The sequence below is a fragment of the Actinoplanes utahensis genome (genome assembly GCF_016862455.1).
GTDB classification, from domain to species: Bacteria; Actinomycetota; Actinomycetes; order Mycobacteriales; family Micromonosporaceae; genus Actinoplanes; species Actinoplanes utahensis.
This window is the reverse complement of the sequence record NZ_BOMZ01000106.1, coordinates 18,992-32,794: the sequence shown is the minus strand read 5'-3', so window position 1 is coordinate 32,794 and position 13,803 is coordinate 18,992. Positions and strand designations below refer to the sequence as shown.

Below are 13,803 nucleotides of genomic sequence, written 5' to 3'. Positions count from 1 at the left end.
ACGACGTCCACCTCGGACCACGCCCAGCCGCCCATGGTCACCACGTCATGCCGCGCACAGGCCGGCGAGCAGCTTCCCGGGCGCCTCGAACATCGGCAGATGCCCCACACCGGCCAGCATCTCGATCCGGGCGCCGGGCACGGTCCGGTAGCGCTGCGCCGACGCCGGGTCCCACCGCGGGTCGGCGTCGCCGAACAACACCAGCAGGGGTACGCCGAGCGCGCCGAGCCGTTCCGGGATGCTCCGTTCGGCGAGGTACGCGGTGTAGCCGGCCTCGATCGCCCGGAACGTGCGGTAGTCCTGCCCGCGCAGATCGGCGACCACCTCGTCCGGCAGGTCCACCGGACCGGCGGCGGTGGCCGCGAGCGCCCGCCGGGTGACGGTGTCGGTGCGCCACCGCCACAACAGCGGCCCGAACGGCGGTCTCAGCAGGACCCGCAACACCACCGGCTGCGGGAACAGCGCGTCGAGCGCCGGACCGGTGCTGATCAGCGTCAGCGACGCGACCAGATCCGGCCGATGTTCGGCGAGGGCGGTGGCGACATACCCGCCGCTGGAGTGGCCGGCCACGGCGACGTCCCGCAGCCCGAGTTCATCGAGTACGGCCGCGACCCGCCCCGCCTGCGCGGGAACGTCGTAGGTCACCGCGGCCGGCGACCGCCCGCAGCCCGGCAGGTCGACCCGGATGACGTGATGGCCGGTGGCGAGCCCGGCGACGAGGGGTGCCCAGGTGCCGCCGGTGGCACCGGTCCCGTGAACGAGCAGTAGCGGCGGCGCTCCCGCCGGACCGTCGTGAACGACATGCATGCCGATGACCATTCCGGATCGCCGCCCTCTCGTCTTGAACGAATGTCAGGTGATCGGGTGGGAGAGTTCGGCGACGATCCGGTCGATCTCGGTCAGCGCGTAGGCGGCGAGTTTGCGCTGGGCGGTCTCGGCCGCCGGATCGGTCTCCTCCAGGTCGCCGAGCACGACGATGTTCTCGTCGTTGAGCGTGTTGGCCGGGGCGGTGAAGTTGAAACTGCCCGCGACCACCAGCCGCCGGTCGATGATCATCAGCTTGTGGTGGACCTTGCGGACCCCGTTGCCGAACGTGTTCTCGTACAGTTGCGCCCCCGCCTGCAACAGCTGCTTGGTCGCCGCCCACTCCTGCGAGCCCTGACCCCGGTCGAGCACGCCCCGGATCGGGATCCCGGCCTTGAGCAGCCACGCCATCGTGTCGTCGATGCCCGACGACCGGGCGAACGTGAACATCGCGAAGTCGACGCGTTCGCGCGCCTTCAGCATCTGCTTCATGATCTCCATCTCCGGCCCGTGATAGGGCGCGAAGATCGGCTTGACCCGGATCCTCCCGAGCCGGAACTCGGCCGGCCGGGACGTGACCCGCTCGTTGAGGGCGCCGAACGTGCCGCTGCGCATCCGCTGGAACTCGGCCAGGTACAGGTTCGCCGCCGTCTGTCCGCGAAGGATCACCAGGTGATTGAGGTTGTTGCCGACCTGCTCCGGATTGTCCGGCGGGTTGACCCCGGTGTCGGTGCGGGTGAAGTTCGTCGAACCGGTGAGCACCGCGGCGGTGTCCCGGCCCGGATCGCGGACGATGAACTTCTGGTGGAAGATCTTCGGGTTCAGGTCGGTGACCAGGTCGATCCCGGCCCGCAGCAGCGCGGCATGGATGATCCGGTTCGTCTCGTTCTCGCCGGTGGTGGCCCACGGGTCGGCGAGGGCGGGACTCTCCCGCAGATAATCACCTTCCAGGATCGTCTGCACCCGCAGCTTGCGGCCCCGGGCCGCCACGATGGATTCAGCGATGGTACGGGAGTCGAGCTCCTGCACGGCGACCAGCAGCGTCTCGGCCGCCCCGGCGATGAAGTCACGGATCACACCGTCGAGATCGTCGGGCCCGCCGAGCACCGGCGGTCCGGCATAGAACTCGACACTTCCCAGGTCGATGCCCATGCCGGCCAGTGTGCGCCGCCCGCCCGCGCCCCGGGGATGCCTCTGTCGGGTGTTATACGTTGACGTCATGGCCGAGAAGCTGAAGATGCAGGGCCTGGTGAACCGGATCGTCCGGGTGCTGCTGTGGGTCCCGGGCCTGTCCCGCGTCATCGGGCGCCAATTGATCACGCTGTACGTGGTGGGCCGCAAGACCGGCAGACGTTACGTCCTGCCCCTGGCCTACACCCACCAGGATGACGAGCTTCTCATCGGTACGCCGTTCGCCTGGGCCCGCAATCTCCGCACCGGCGACGTGATCCAGGTTCGTTACCTGGGGCGCCCCCGTTCGGCGGACGTCCGGGTCGCGACCGACGAGCCGACGGTGACAGCCGCCTACGACGTGATCGCCCGCCACAACAAGAACTTCGCCGGCTTCAACGAGATCGGTTTCGACGAGTCCGGCAACCCGCGCCCCGAGGACCTGCACCGCGCCTGGGCCGAGGGCGCCCGCGTCCTGTACCTCACCATCCACTGATCACCCGGGCCACCTCCGACAGGTCGTCACCGAGCTGGTGGTCGCGGTCGGGTAGCAGCGACACCCCGGCGTGCGGGATCGCCTTGCCGTACGCCTCCGCATGTCCCGGCGGGATCGTCTCGTCCGCCAGCCCGTGGAACACGTGCACCGGCACGTCCGGCGGCAACTCCGGCCCCTCGACGAACGGCGCGGCGATCAGCACGATCCCGCCCAGCCGCCGCTCCGGCACCCCCACACCGACGGTCCCGCCATCACCGACCGGCCGGCTTCCGCCCATCGTCGCGTCACCGATCGGCCCGCTTCCGCCCATCGTCGCGTCACCGATCGGCCCGCTTCCGCCCATCGTCCCGTCACCGATCATCCCGGCGAGGATCGTGCCGCCCACCGAGTGCCCGACCACGACCACCCCGTCGTCCATGAGCGTCATCTCGCCCCGGATCGCCGCGCTCCAGGCCGCCGGGTCCGGATCGTCCTCGCCGGGCATCCGCGGGTACCGGACCTCCCAGCCGTCCCCGAGCTCCCGCCGCAGACTGTCGACCAGCCTGCCGTCCCACTCGTCGTACGTCCCCGCCCCGCCGCCCTGAACGAACAGCACCTGCCGCATCGCCGCCATGCCCCTGTCTATCCTCTCGTCATGGACCTCCGCCGCCCCCTGATCGACAAGATCGCCTGGATCCACCTGAGGGACGGCGCCGTCCTGAGCACCCGCAGCCACGGCAAGGACGTCTACTACCTGCCCGGCGGCAAACGCGAACCCGGCGAATCCGACCTGGACACCCTGGCCCGCGAGATCGGCGAGGAGCTCGACGTCGCCGTGGCCGCCGCGGACGCCACCCTGTTCGGCGTGTTCGAGGCCCCGGCCCACGGTCATCCGGACGGCACGCTGGTCCGGATGACCTGCTACACCGCCCCGTACACCGGTGTCCTCCGCCCGTGCAACGAGATCGCCGAGCTCGTCTGGCTCACCTACGCCGACCGCCCCCGCGTCTCCCCCGTCGACCAGCTCGTCTTCGACCGGCTCTTCGCCGCCACTCCGCGGCAGCAGGGGCGCTGAACAAGGGTGCCCGACGCCGCCGACGGGGCGCTTCGCCCGCCTGCCCCGGACGGATCGGCCACCACCCCCACCGTCGCCACCCACCCCAGGACGGCAGCCACGAGTGGCGCATCAGCCTCTCCTGGTGCTCGACATGCCATGCGTGCGCCGGCAGCCTGACCGTCGCCCCCGGGACACGAAGCAGACCCCGGCTGGTCCTCACTGCTGACTCGAAAGTCGGCCATCACCGCAGCTCACGCCTTGATCGAAAGCGTTATGTCAACCGCGCCCAGCGGCCGACTTTCGCACGGCACGGGCGTCGCAAGGACATGGATGGCTGGCTCGACGCGGGTGGGGACAGCAGTGAGGACCGGCCGGGGGTGAACCGAACAGCGCCGTCCGGATCAGCCCAGCACGATGGGGTTGCTGAGCGCTGCCATGGAACCGTCATCGCGGCGGACCTCGATGCGGACGAAGCCGGAGTCCGCCGGGGTCGTCGACCACTCCACTGCGCGGCCGGGTCGAACGCCGGTGTCTCCTGGTGTACCCGTCCCCGCTCGGTATGCAGGCTGACGGTGCCGGACGGCACGCCGCGCACCTCGACACGCACCAGGACGGGCGTGGCGGGCGGGACGGGCAGCCGCTCGCCGATGCCGGCCACCCGCCCGCCGGTTGAGGCGGTGACCGTCAGTGTCACGTACGTCGACGCGGCGATCCAGCTCCGCCCGGCCCGGATCCCGGCCAGGACCGCCCCGGCCGTCAGCGACTCGGCGAACACCACCGTGTGCGGCATGCCGAGCCGGCCTTCCTGGTGCGTGTCACTGTTCCCATCGCCGGCCGCCACCGCCCGCTGTGGATGTCGGCGCCCAGCGCCCGCCCCACTCGGCCAACGCGACCTCGTTGTCCGCCTGCCATGGCCGGTCGGACGTCCAAGGCCCGTTCCCCACCTCGACGACATCGATGCCGTCGTACGGGTACATGAACTGACCGGACGGGTACGGAGCGTGCGGGTGAGCCGCCACGCACAGACCGCCCAGCCGGTGCACCTCGACCAGGTGCCGATCGATCGCGCCGTCCCGTACCCCGTATCGCCACGGGACCGCATGGCTTGGCGGAATGCCGAAACGGCAGCCCAGCCACCTGAAGGTTAAAAAGCAAGACTAGAACAGCGACTGAACCCGCGGTCACATCGAGACCCGCTGGGCTCGGGTTTCGGGGTTCCAGGCGTCTTACGGCTCGTGAAGCCGGTAGCCGGCGCCGTCGGTCCACAGGAGCGCGTTTCGCTGTGGCTCACCCGGATGCCGTTGGGCCCGGCACGCCGCCGCGCGGGCCGCAGTCGATGCGACCGTCGATCAAGAGAGGGAATAGGCCGCCGTCGCCTGCCGGACGAAACTTCTCATGCTCGTCGATGTGTTGTAACGTCCGCCGGGAGCGCTCCCAGGCATCCCCCTCGGGCCTTCGGACAAGGAGCTTCCATGAGACATCCCCTACGCGCCCTCGCGGCGGCGATCGTCCTCGCCGCCGCCGGGCTCACCGGCCTGACGGTCGCCGGGCCGGCCCAGGCCGACACCCGGATCTGCGATCAGTACGGCTCCACCACCATCGGCGGCCGCTACGTGGTGATGAACAACCGCTGGGGCACCACCGCCGAACAGTGCATCAACGTGACCAGCACCGGCTTCAGCATCACCAGCCAGCAGGGTGTCGGCAACACCAGCGGCGCGCCGGTCTCCTACCCGGCCGTCTACTACGGCTGCCACTACACCAACTGCTCCCCCGGCACCAACCTGCCGATCCAGGTCGGCTCGATCTCCAGTGCGACCAGCAGCGTCAGCTACAACTACGTGTCCGGGGCGACCTACAACGCCTCGTTCGACATCTGGCTCGATCCCACACCGCGCACCAACGGGGTCAACGCCCAGGAGATCATGATCTGGTTCAACCGGCAGGGGTCCATCCAGCCCATCGGCTCGCGGGTCGGCACCACCACCGTCGGCGGCCGCACCTGGGAGGTGTGGCAGGGCAGCAACGGCTCCAACGCGGTCATCTCCTACGTCGCGCCGTCCCCGATCACCGGGTGGAGCTTCAGCGTCCTGGACTTCATCAACGACACGCGCGACCGCGGCCTGATCACCAACTCCTGGTACCTGACCAGCATCCAGGCCGGTTTCGAACCGTGGATCGGTGGCGCCGGCCTGGCCGTCACGAACTTCTCGGCGGCGGTCAACGGTGGCGGGTCGTCCACCCCGCCGTCCGATCCCCCGCCGGGCACCGCGGCCTGCCGGGTCGGTTACGCCACCAACGTCTGGAACACCGGCTACACCGCGACCGTGACCATCGCGAACACCGGCGGCAGCGCGATCAACGGATGGGCGCTCGGTTTCACGCTGCCCGCCGGCCAGAGCGTCGCGAACTCCTGGAACGCCGCGCTGACCGGCGCCTCGGGCGCGATCGTCGCCCGCAACGCCGGGCACAACACGAGCATCCCGGCGGGCGGCAGCACGTCGTTCGGGTTCCAGGGCTCCTACAGCGGCAGCTTCGCGAGCCCGTCCGCCTTCACCCTCAACGGCGCGGCCTGCACCAGGGCGTGACCCTCTCGATGCCGGCCTGCACCAGGACGTGACCCTCTCGATGCCGGCCCGGCCCGCCGGGCCGGCATCGAGGCTCCGGGGCGCGGACTCGAGTCCGACCGCAATGAGGGTGGTATCCGAACCGTTGTGGGCACACACGCCTCCGTCTCGACGGATGGCGGCTACACGGACCGGTTCAGCGTCGGGGTTCTCCTTCTACGCTCCCGATACCGGTCAGATGAGAAGAAGGCGCCCGGCACGGCCCTGTCGCGCCGGGGGTGGAAGGGCGGGAAGGTGACTCCACCGGTACGCCGTCGGCCGGCCGCAGCCGACGGCTAATACTCCGGGTCGAACATCATCGCGGCCCGGGCGCCACCGGCGGCGATCGTGGCCTCGAACTCGTCGAGCCACTCCTGATACATGGTGAGGTCCTTCCCCGGGAAGGTATGGACCACATAGTCCTGATGCACGGCGAAGGCCCGGCGCGCGAGAGCGATCACGTCCACGCCGTCGCGGAACAGGGACGCCCACACCTCGGCCTCGAGCGCGATGGCCGGCGCCTCCCACGAAGCCTCAGGCTCGGTGGCCCAGCCCGCCGGATCCGCCACGCGATGGCGTGCATAGGAGCGTGCCACGGCGCTCAGGCTCACCGGGCCGTAGACCACCTGGCTGAACGGCCACGCCCCCAACGGCACCGACCACGGCCGGGTCGGTCCGACCCGTTCCGCGCCGACCGCGGTGACCAGGGCGAAGAGCCGGTCACGGTCGGCACCTCCGCCCGGCAGGGAGATGATCTCCAGCAGCCGTTCCGGGTCCGGCCGGAGCCCTGCCGTCGCCGCCCACGCGACCAGCTCCGCCACCACCTCGTCAGGTTCGCGGAGGCGCGGCGGCGGTTCGCCGGCGGGCTGGTGGTGATAGGACGGGCACGGCTCGCGGACGTCCCACAGATGGGTCAACGCCCCGGTCCGTCCGGGCGTCGCCGCGCACATCGCCGCGCAGTCCCCGTCGATGACGTCGAATGACAGCACGGGCCATCCTGTGGACGCCGCGACCGCCGCCGACACCCCGGCCAGGTCAGGCGACGGCGTGAGCGAGACGCTCTCCAGCATCTGCCAGCCGTCACCGAGTTCCCTCAGGTAGCGGTGCTGCGGTCCGACACCCTCCACACCGTCCTGCATGCTGAGCGGACGGTGGGCCCGCGCCACCACGATGGATCCCGAGTATTCCACCCACGAAGCCTAGATGATCACCGATGGGTCGATGGTCGGCACGGACCCCGGCACAGCAGAGTGATGTGACGATGAGATCGATGTCCCCGGCGGTTCGAGCGCGGGTGCCGGTCCGGATCGTGGTGCCCGGCGCTGACGGGGTGCGATAGCGTTCCGATGTGGACGTTCTCACGATGATCAGTGACGAGCGGCGCCGGATGGCCGATCTGGTCGACACCCTCGACGCCGAGCAGCTGGCGACCCGCAGCCTCTGTGACGCGTGGACCGTCAAGGAGGTGATCGGGCACCTGGTCGCCGCGATCGCCGCACCGAACTCGGCGCTGCTGAAACTGCTGGTCCGCAGCGGTTTCAACATCCACAAGGCCAACGCCCGGCTCGCCGGGCAGATGGCCGGACGACCCGCCGGCGAACTGGCCGGGCTCCTGCGCGAGCATGCTGACAATCCTCTCCAGCCGCCGATCGTCGGCTATCCCGGGCAGCTCACCGATCTTCAGGTGCACGGCCAGGACATCCGCCGGCCGCTGGGTCTGCCGCACCGGCTCGAACCGGAGCGGCTGCGGGTCACGCTGGACTTCCTGGTCGGTGGCCGCGCGGTGGGTTTCGTGCCGAGGCGGCGGCCGCTCGGCCTGCGTTTCGAGGCGACCGACCTGGGCTGGTCCGCCGGCAGCGGCCCGCTGGTCAGCGGGGGCGCGGAGGCGGTGATGCTGGCGCTGACCGGCCGCCGGGTCGCCGTGGCCGACCTGTCCGGCGACGGGGTGGCGGAGCTGCGCCACCGGATCGAGCGTCAGTGACGACGCCTCAGGGGCGCAGCGGCCGGATCCGGGTGTTCTGGAAGGACGTGTAGAGCCAGCGGCCGTCCCGTTTCACGGCGACGTTGGTGTTGACGGAGAGAGCCTCGTCGGTGCACGCCGTCTCGCCCGGCCACAGAACACATCCGGTGCGGACGATGAACGCCAGGTCGGGCTCCGGGAACCGGATCCGCTCGTCCTGCTGCAGAAGACGCGTACCCCGCATGTAGTTCTCGAAGTAGTAGCCCATCCCCTCCTCGATCTCGGCCCGGCCGCTCATGTGGTCGCCGTTGAAGGTGACCAGATCGGCGTCGGTGGTGTAGACCGCGGCATACGCCTTCGCGTCGGCTGCCGCCCAGGCCGCGTCCTGCCGTTGCCGCAGATCCCGCAGCGCGGCGAGGTCCCGGTCCCGTCCGGAACCGGCCGATGCGGATCCGGCGGTGGCGCCGAGCCCGACGACGGCGAGGGCGACGGTGGCGGCCAGAGCAGTGATTCTGCGGTATCGACTCATGCCCGAAACCGTAGAAACCGGCGCCGCTCTTCCGGAACCTTCCACAGGGGTATTCACGCATCCCTCTGCGGAGGTACGCGGGGCCCGGAACCCGTAAGGGCATGATCGTTGGATGGACCTCCCCCTGCACGACCCGGCCTTCTGGGCCCGGTACACCTTCGCCTACGACGAGGGGCCCGGATTCGAGCGGCTCGGTGACCTGGCCGATTCCATCGAGCCTCTCGACCTGGGCGAGGACGACGAGGACGTCGAAGGCGTCGAGGTGTTCTTCGATGTCGGCGAGGGCTACCGCCTGGTGCTCGACGTCTGCCTGGAACTGGATTTGCACGAACTCGGTGTCCTCGTCCCCGGTGAACCCGAGACCGCCTCGCTGGGCTGGGACGACATCGCCCACTGGCATCCGCACGTGTTCCGCTGGTCCGAGCTGGAGACGATCTGCCGGGCCGTCGACGGGGAACGGCATCCGGGGCCGGCGCTGGCGCTGCTGTGCCGGTTCGCCGCGGTCTTCGACGACGACGATGTGGAGGCGGCCGCCGCGCAGGTCGACGCCGCTCACGAGTCACTGCGGCCGGCGGGGTGGACCGGTTACTGGCCGACCGCCGCGGACTGGCTGGCCCGGAACGACCTGCGCGGACAGAACGTCACGTGGCACACCGACGACGCCGGGCGCCGCTGGGCGGTGCAGACCGGCCACAACGACAAAGACCTCTACACCCGCCGGCAGGGGCCGAAGAAGTTCCCGCACCGGAAGCTGGCGCGCCTGTTGGCGGTGGCTCAGACCGCGGGCTGAGTGGTGCGGCGGATGTGGTCGGCGATGGCCGACCGGCCGGCACGGGCCTCCGGGACCGGCAGCAGGGGATAGTCGTGGATCGCGCCCGGCTCCTCGTGGTAGGTCAGGGGCACGCCCGCCGGCAGCCGGTCGCGCAGCAGGCGGCAGTCGGCCAGGGTGATGTCGCAGGTGCCGACCAGGATCTGCAGCGGTGGCAGCGCGCTCAGGTCGCCGAAGAGCGGGCTGAGCCGGGGATCCCGCAACGGCACGTCACCGGCCCAGGCGGCGGCGATCGGCCGCAGCCCCGGCCGTTTCAGCCACGGGTCGTGCGGCTCGATCAGGTCCACCTCGGGGTTGCTGATCGACAGGTCCAGCCAGGGCGCGATCGCGGTCACCCCGGCGACTCCGCCGGCCGGACCACCGACGGCCTGGGCGGCCAGCAGGGCGAGGCCGCCGCCCGCCGAGTCGCCGGCCAGGTAGACCCGGCGGCCGCGGGCGGTCTCGGCGGCGATCACCGCGGTGACGAAGTCGAGGGCCTGAAGGCCCTGGTGGGCGGGCGCGAGGCCGTAGATGGGCACGACGACCTCATGCCCGGTCCGCCCGGCGAGCCACCCGATCAGCGACCAGTGCTGCCGGACGATCTCGCTCGTGTACGCCCCGCCGTGCAGGTAGAGCACGGTGACGCCGGTGCCGGCCCCACTCGGGCGGACCCGGTGCAGGTCGAATCCGTGCTCCCGGGTGGTGCTCACCGCGTACGCCCGGGTCAGGCTCTTCGGTGGCGCGGAAGCGCCCTTGGAACGCCGCAGCGTCCGCAGGCCGGCCGCCTCGCTGAGGAACCGCCGCCGGTAGACCAGCCGGACGAAGGCCGCCACCACACCCATCTGCCAACTCGCCACGGCGCCGATCATAGGGCCCTCCGCCGACGAAAATCGATCGCACGATCGTCTCGCCGCCGTTAGATTGCGGGCCTCGTTCCCGCCTGAGGAGTTGACTATTATGCCTGTCCACGCCGGTGCCGTCCTGTCCATCCGTACGTCCGGCGTGAGGAACAGTAGAAGTGGATCTGCCTCGTAGTTTCGCCATCCGGGAACGGGATCACCGCATCCACGACCCGTTCACCCCGCGGCAGCTGGTCACCCTGGGTGAGGCCATCCGGCTTCGTCCGGGCCGATCAGTGCTGGATCTGGCCTGCGGCAGCGGGGAGATGCTGTGCACGTGGAGCCGTGATCACGGCGTCACCGGCACCGGCGTCGACATCAGCACCGTGTTCCTGGCCGCGGCGCGCGCCCGTGCCGCGGAGCTCGGCGTCGACGGGTCGGTGTCGTTCGTGCACGGCGACGCCTCCGGATTCGTCGCCGAGACGCCGGTGGACGTCGCCGCGTGTGTCGGTGCCACCTGGATCGGCGGCGGTGTCCCGGGCACTCTCGCGCTGCTGGAACGCAGCCTGCGGCCGGGCGGTCTCGCCCTGGTCGGGGAGCCGTTCTGGCGGCAGGACCCACCCGATCAGGAGGCGGTCGAGGGCAGCGGCGCCGGTTCCCGTGACGAATTCACCGACCTGCCGGGCCTGGTGGAGTCGTTCGGGCGGCTCGGCTGGGATCTGGTGGAGATGGTGCTCGCCGACGAGGGCGGCTGGGATCGTTACGTCGCGGCCCAGTGGTTCACCGTCCGCGAGTGGCTCGACGCGAATCCCGGCGACGAGATGGCCGCCGAGTTCCGCGCCGAGCTGGACACCGCCCCGCTGCGGTACGTCCGTTATCAGCGGACGTACCTGGGCTGGGGTGTGTTCGCCCTGAAGCGGCGCTGATCAGGCGGCGGCCCGGGGCTCCAGCACGACCACCGCGGTCGGGGTGGGGCGCCGGGCCGCGTACTCGTCCAGGTGATCCTGGAAGCCGCGGTACTTCTGCCAGAGCCGTTCGCGTTCGGCGCCCTCGGCGGCCCGGGCCCGGACCTGGCGTGTGCCGCCCGGCAGGACCACCTCGGCGTCCGGATCGGCCTGGAGGTTGAGCCACCAGGCCGGTTCAGCCTCGCCCCAGCCGTTCATGGCGAGGGTGAACAGGTTCGGGCCGTCCTCGACGTAGGCCAGGATCACGCTGCGGGGCCGGCCGCTGCGGCGGCCCCGCGCGGTCAGGCGCATCATGCCCCACTGGGTGGGGTCCTGGCGGCGCAGCCCGGACCGGCCCCCGCTGACCTTGTAGATCGCGCGGTGCACCGCCCAGGCGGTGCGGATGACCCAGCGGGGCGGCAGGAATGGCCCGCGCGTTGCACTCTTCTGCGACACAGTGAACTCCGATCCAGTGGCTCGGCCCCTCACTGTGACACTCAGGGGAAACCCTTAGACGGTGGCCGGCTGCGAGGCGGCCGGGGCGGCATCCTTCTTACGGCGCGACAGCAGCGCGTCCAGCGACCAGGGACCGGCGCCGAGAGCGGCGACGGCCAGGAACGACCAGGCGTACAGCGCGGAGCTGACGCCGCCGTTCTCGATCGGCAGAAGACCGGACTTCTGGTGGACGACGAAGTATGCGTACGCCATCGAGCCGGAGGCGAGGATCGCTGCCGGGCGGGCGAACAGGCCGAGCAGGACGAGGCCGCCGCAGACGAGCTGGATCACGCCGGCGTACCAGCCGGGCCAGGTGCCGACCGGGACGGCTCCGCCGGTGCTGGGGCTGCCACCGAAGAGGCCGAACAGGGTCGCGAGTCCGTGGCAGGCGAAGAGCAGCCCGAGGACGATGCGGAAAAGGGACCATACCGGACCGGCAAAGCGGGGGAAAGTCACGGTTGCTCCAGGTTTGTACGTGGATGAAGTAAGGCTACCCTAAATAGACGGACCACGAATTGTCCACAGTGCCTCAGCACCCGGGATCGGCGGGTACCGTTGCCGCTCTGCGGGCCGGCTGATCAGGGAAGCCCTGGCGCGATCTCCAGAGGCGCGGTGATGCGCAGGCGCCGGTCCACGGCTTCGGCTAGCGGACCGGCCAGGTCCGGGGCGATGCGGCGCGCCCACGGCCGGACCGCGTCCAGAAATCCGATCAGATCCTGCTGTACGCCGTGCAGCAGGCCCGGCAGAGCAGTGCGCGGGACGTCGGCGTACGGCTCACCCGGCCCCGGCTCGTCGCCGGGCAGCAGCCGGTCCCGGTCCTGCCACACTCGCACCACCGGGCCGCGGTGCTCGATCAGCACGTCCGGATCATGACCGAGGTCGATGATCGCCCCGCCGGGCACACGGAGCCAGTCACGCCACTCGTCGAGACCGGCGCAACAACCCGGTTCGATGACGACACCGCCACGGGTGAGCCGCAGCCCACCCGGCGCATGATCGTCGTCGTCGCCGTCCCGGTGCAGGATCAGGTACGCCTCGATCGCGTCGGCCGGGCTCCCCGCGGTGACGTGGAGGTCGATGGAGGTGACGCTGCGCCCGATCAGCGCCCATATCGCCGTCCCCACCTGCTCCGCCGTCGGTCGCCGGACGATCGGGCGTGATTCGCCGACCGGCCAGAAGGGGCACTCGATCGACCAGAGGTCCAGCACCGGCGTCAGCGTGATCATCATCCGAGGCTACGGCCAAGGCATCGACCCGTGAAGATGCGGCGTGATGCTCGGCGGGTTCGCCGTGGCGGCGGTTCCGGTGGTCCCGGCCTCCTTCGTCGGTCTGGTGCCGGAGGCGCTCCCCCCGGCCGGACCCGGGTGTTCCTGCACGGCCGCGGACGCCGGCTCCGCGCCGCGACGATCGGTCGACGGTTGCGGATCCCGTACGGCAGGATCGCCTGATGTCGGATTTGAAGATCATCAAGGGTGACGCGACCAGCCCTCAGGCCAAGGGACCGAAAGTGATCGCCCATGTCTGCAATGACATCGGGGCCTGGGGCAAGGGTTTCGTGGAGGCGGTGTCGCGGCGCTGGCCCGAACCGGAACGGGCGTTCCGCCGGTGGCACCGGGAGCGGGCCGGCAACGACTTCGGTCTCGGCGCGACACAGATCGTGCAGGTGCAGGCGGACATCTGGGTGGTCAACATGATCGGCCAGCGGGGCATCCGGACCGCCCGGTCCCGCAACAACGCCGCACCGGTCCGGTACGAGGCGATCGAGAAGTGCCTGCACGCGCTCGCCGGTCACGCCCTCGCACTGCACGCGTCGGTACACATGCCGCGTATCGGTTGCGGTCTCGCGGGCGGACGCTGGGAGCGGATCGAGCCTATGATCGTTGCCGCTCTCTGCGATCGGGACATCCCGACCACGGTGTACGACTTCTGAGAGGAAGCTGGTGAGCCGCTTGATCAACGCCGTCACGACCACCACGGCGTGCTCCAGCGGCACGATCACGCGCTGACGCCGGCCTACGACAAGGAGCTGGCCGAGCTCACGATCAAAGAGGAGTACCTGATGCGGTTCTGGTGGCACGAACCGGACGTGAATCGTCCGGAATAGGGTCTAGGTTGG

General features: G+C 70.5%; 17 protein-coding genes. 8 read left to right on the top strand and 9 right to left on the bottom strand.

The features are described 5' to 3' along the window. Positions 1-45: 45 nt before the first annotated feature. Both Aut01nite_RS37125 and Aut01nite_RS37120 read right to left on the bottom strand, forming a co-directional pair. On the bottom strand, positions 46-807 hold the full coding sequence (locus Aut01nite_RS37125; protein WP_043526975.1) for an alpha/beta fold hydrolase: 762 nt from the start codon (positions 805-807) through the stop codon (positions 46-48). Positions 808-852: 45 nt separating this feature from the next. Further along, entirely contained in the window at positions 853-1,956 is a 1,104-nt protein-coding gene (locus tag Aut01nite_RS37120) for a phospholipase D-like domain-containing protein (protein ID WP_043526886.1), read from the bottom strand. 67 nt (positions 1,957-2,023) lie between these two features. On the opposite strand from Aut01nite_RS37120, the gene Aut01nite_RS37115 reads away from it, so the two are divergent. Beyond that, entirely contained in the window at positions 2,024-2,470 is a 447-nt protein-coding gene (locus Aut01nite_RS37115; RefSeq protein ID WP_043526889.1) for a PNPOx family protein, read from the top strand. Here the strand turns inward: Aut01nite_RS37115 and Aut01nite_RS37110 are convergent. Next, complete coding sequence (locus tag Aut01nite_RS37110) at positions 2,457-3,083, bottom strand: BODYGUARD family hydrolase (protein ID WP_043526891.1); 627 nt, start codon at positions 3,081-3,083, stop codon at positions 2,457-2,459. The genes Aut01nite_RS37115 and Aut01nite_RS37110 overlap by 14 nt on opposite strands. A 21-nt stretch (positions 3,084-3,104) precedes the next feature. Here Aut01nite_RS37110 and Aut01nite_RS37105 point away from each other — a divergent pair, with 21 nt between their 5' ends. Continuing rightward, entirely contained in the window at positions 3,105-3,524 is a 420-nt protein-coding gene (locus Aut01nite_RS37105; RefSeq protein WP_043526893.1) for an NUDIX hydrolase, read from the top strand. A gap of 1,454 nt (positions 3,525-4,978) precedes the next feature. After that, a complete protein-coding gene (locus tag Aut01nite_RS37100) occupies positions 4,979-6,094 on the top strand; it encodes a glycoside hydrolase family 12 protein (RefSeq protein WP_043526896.1) in 1,116 nt (371 codons plus the stop codon). Positions 6,095-6,408: 314 nt separating this feature from the next. Here Aut01nite_RS37100 and Aut01nite_RS37095 read toward each other — a convergent pair whose 3' ends face one another. After that, positions 6,409-7,302, bottom strand: a complete 894-nt coding sequence (locus tag Aut01nite_RS37095) for a hypothetical protein (RefSeq protein WP_043526898.1) — start codon at positions 7,300-7,302, stop codon at positions 6,409-6,411. Positions 7,303-7,460: 158 nt separating this feature from the next. Between Aut01nite_RS37095 and Aut01nite_RS37090 the strand changes: the two genes are divergently transcribed. Then, positions 7,461-8,093, top strand: a complete 633-nt coding sequence (locus Aut01nite_RS37090; protein WP_052163928.1) for a maleylpyruvate isomerase family mycothiol-dependent enzyme — start codon at positions 7,461-7,463, stop codon at positions 8,091-8,093. A gap of 7 nt (positions 8,094-8,100) precedes the next feature. On the opposite strand, the gene Aut01nite_RS37085 is transcribed toward Aut01nite_RS37090, so the two are convergent. After that, positions 8,101-8,601: an SgcJ/EcaC family oxidoreductase gene (locus tag Aut01nite_RS37085; RefSeq protein ID WP_052163929.1), complete on the bottom strand. Its 501-nt coding sequence runs from the start codon at positions 8,599-8,601 to the stop codon at positions 8,101-8,103. Between the two features lie 112 nt (positions 8,602-8,713). On the opposite strand from Aut01nite_RS37085, the gene Aut01nite_RS37080 reads away from it, so the two are divergent. Beyond that, the gene (locus Aut01nite_RS37080; RefSeq protein ID WP_043526900.1) at positions 8,714-9,391 is read left to right on the top strand and encodes a hypothetical protein; all 678 of its coding nucleotides are present in this window, start codon (positions 8,714-8,716) and stop codon (positions 9,389-9,391) included. On the opposite strand, the gene Aut01nite_RS37075 is transcribed toward Aut01nite_RS37080, so the two are convergent. Then, positions 9,376-10,266: an alpha/beta hydrolase gene (locus Aut01nite_RS37075; protein ID WP_043526979.1), complete on the bottom strand. Its 891-nt coding sequence runs from the start codon at positions 10,264-10,266 to the stop codon at positions 9,376-9,378. The genes Aut01nite_RS37080 and Aut01nite_RS37075 overlap by 16 nt on opposite strands. A 161-nt stretch (positions 10,267-10,427) precedes the next feature. Here Aut01nite_RS37075 and Aut01nite_RS37070 point away from each other — a divergent pair, with 161 nt between their 5' ends. Continuing rightward, positions 10,428-11,174, top strand: a complete 747-nt coding sequence (locus Aut01nite_RS37070) for an SAM-dependent methyltransferase (protein ID WP_043526902.1) — start codon at positions 10,428-10,430, stop codon at positions 11,172-11,174. On the opposite strand, the gene Aut01nite_RS37065 is transcribed toward Aut01nite_RS37070, so the two are convergent. From Aut01nite_RS37065 to Aut01nite_RS37055, 3 genes are all read right to left on the bottom strand, one after another. Then, on the bottom strand, positions 11,175-11,648 hold the full coding sequence (locus Aut01nite_RS37065) for a nitroreductase/quinone reductase family protein (protein ID WP_043526904.1): 474 nt from the start codon (positions 11,646-11,648) through the stop codon (positions 11,175-11,177). A gap of 54 nt (positions 11,649-11,702) precedes the next feature. Next, positions 11,703-12,143 (bottom strand): DoxX family protein, encoded by a 441-nt coding sequence (locus Aut01nite_RS37060; RefSeq protein ID WP_043526907.1) that lies wholly within the window; start codon positions 12,141-12,143, stop codon positions 11,703-11,705. A gap of 122 nt (positions 12,144-12,265) precedes the next feature. After that, on the bottom strand, positions 12,266-12,913 hold the full coding sequence (locus tag Aut01nite_RS37055) for a hypothetical protein (RefSeq protein ID WP_152628803.1): 648 nt from the start codon (positions 12,911-12,913) through the stop codon (positions 12,266-12,268). Between the two features lie 221 nt (positions 12,914-13,134). Between Aut01nite_RS37055 and Aut01nite_RS37050 the strand changes: the two genes are divergently transcribed. Next, positions 13,135-13,617: a macro domain-containing protein gene (locus Aut01nite_RS37050; RefSeq protein WP_043526910.1), complete on the top strand. Its 483-nt coding sequence runs from the start codon at positions 13,135-13,137 to the stop codon at positions 13,615-13,617. A 48-nt stretch (positions 13,618-13,665) separates the two neighbouring features. Further along, on the top strand, positions 13,666-13,791 hold the full coding sequence (locus Aut01nite_RS44530; RefSeq protein WP_268871713.1) for a hypothetical protein: 126 nt from the start codon (positions 13,666-13,668) through the stop codon (positions 13,789-13,791). Positions 13,792-13,803 lie beyond the last annotated feature (12 nt).

Excerpts from the sequence above, each read along its gene's own strand:
- Aut01nite_RS37055 (WP_152628803.1), bottom strand. The coding sequence starts at position 12,913 with ATGATCACGCTGACGCCGGTGCTGGACCTCTGGTCGATCGAGTGCCCC.
- Aut01nite_RS37105 (WP_043526893.1), top strand. The coding sequence starts at position 3,105 with ATGGACCTCCGCCGCCCCCTGATCGACAAGATCGCCTGGATCCACCTG.
- Aut01nite_RS37110 (WP_043526891.1), bottom strand. The coding sequence starts at position 3,083 with ATGGCGGCGATGCGGCAGGTGCTGTTCGTTCAGGGCGGCGGGGCGGGG.
- Aut01nite_RS37050 (WP_043526910.1), top strand. The coding sequence starts at position 13,135 with ATGTCGGATTTGAAGATCATCAAGGGTGACGCGACCAGCCCTCAGGCC.
- Aut01nite_RS37100 (WP_043526896.1), top strand. The coding sequence starts at position 4,979 with ATGAGACATCCCCTACGCGCCCTCGCGGCGGCGATCGTCCTCGCCGCC.
- Aut01nite_RS37125 (WP_043526975.1), bottom strand. The coding sequence starts at position 807 with ATGCATGTCGTTCACGACGGTCCGGCGGGAGCGCCGCCGCTACTGCTC.
- Aut01nite_RS37080 (WP_043526900.1), top strand. The coding sequence starts at position 8,714 with ATGGACCTCCCCCTGCACGACCCGGCCTTCTGGGCCCGGTACACCTTC.
- Aut01nite_RS37120 (WP_043526886.1), bottom strand. The coding sequence starts at position 1,956 with ATGGGCATCGACCTGGGAAGTGTCGAGTTCTATGCCGGACCGCCGGTG.
- Aut01nite_RS37085 (WP_052163929.1), bottom strand. The coding sequence starts at position 8,601 with ATGAGTCGATACCGCAGAATCACTGCTCTGGCCGCCACCGTCGCCCTC.
- Aut01nite_RS37115 (WP_043526889.1), top strand. The coding sequence starts at position 2,024 with ATGGCCGAGAAGCTGAAGATGCAGGGCCTGGTGAACCGGATCGTCCGG.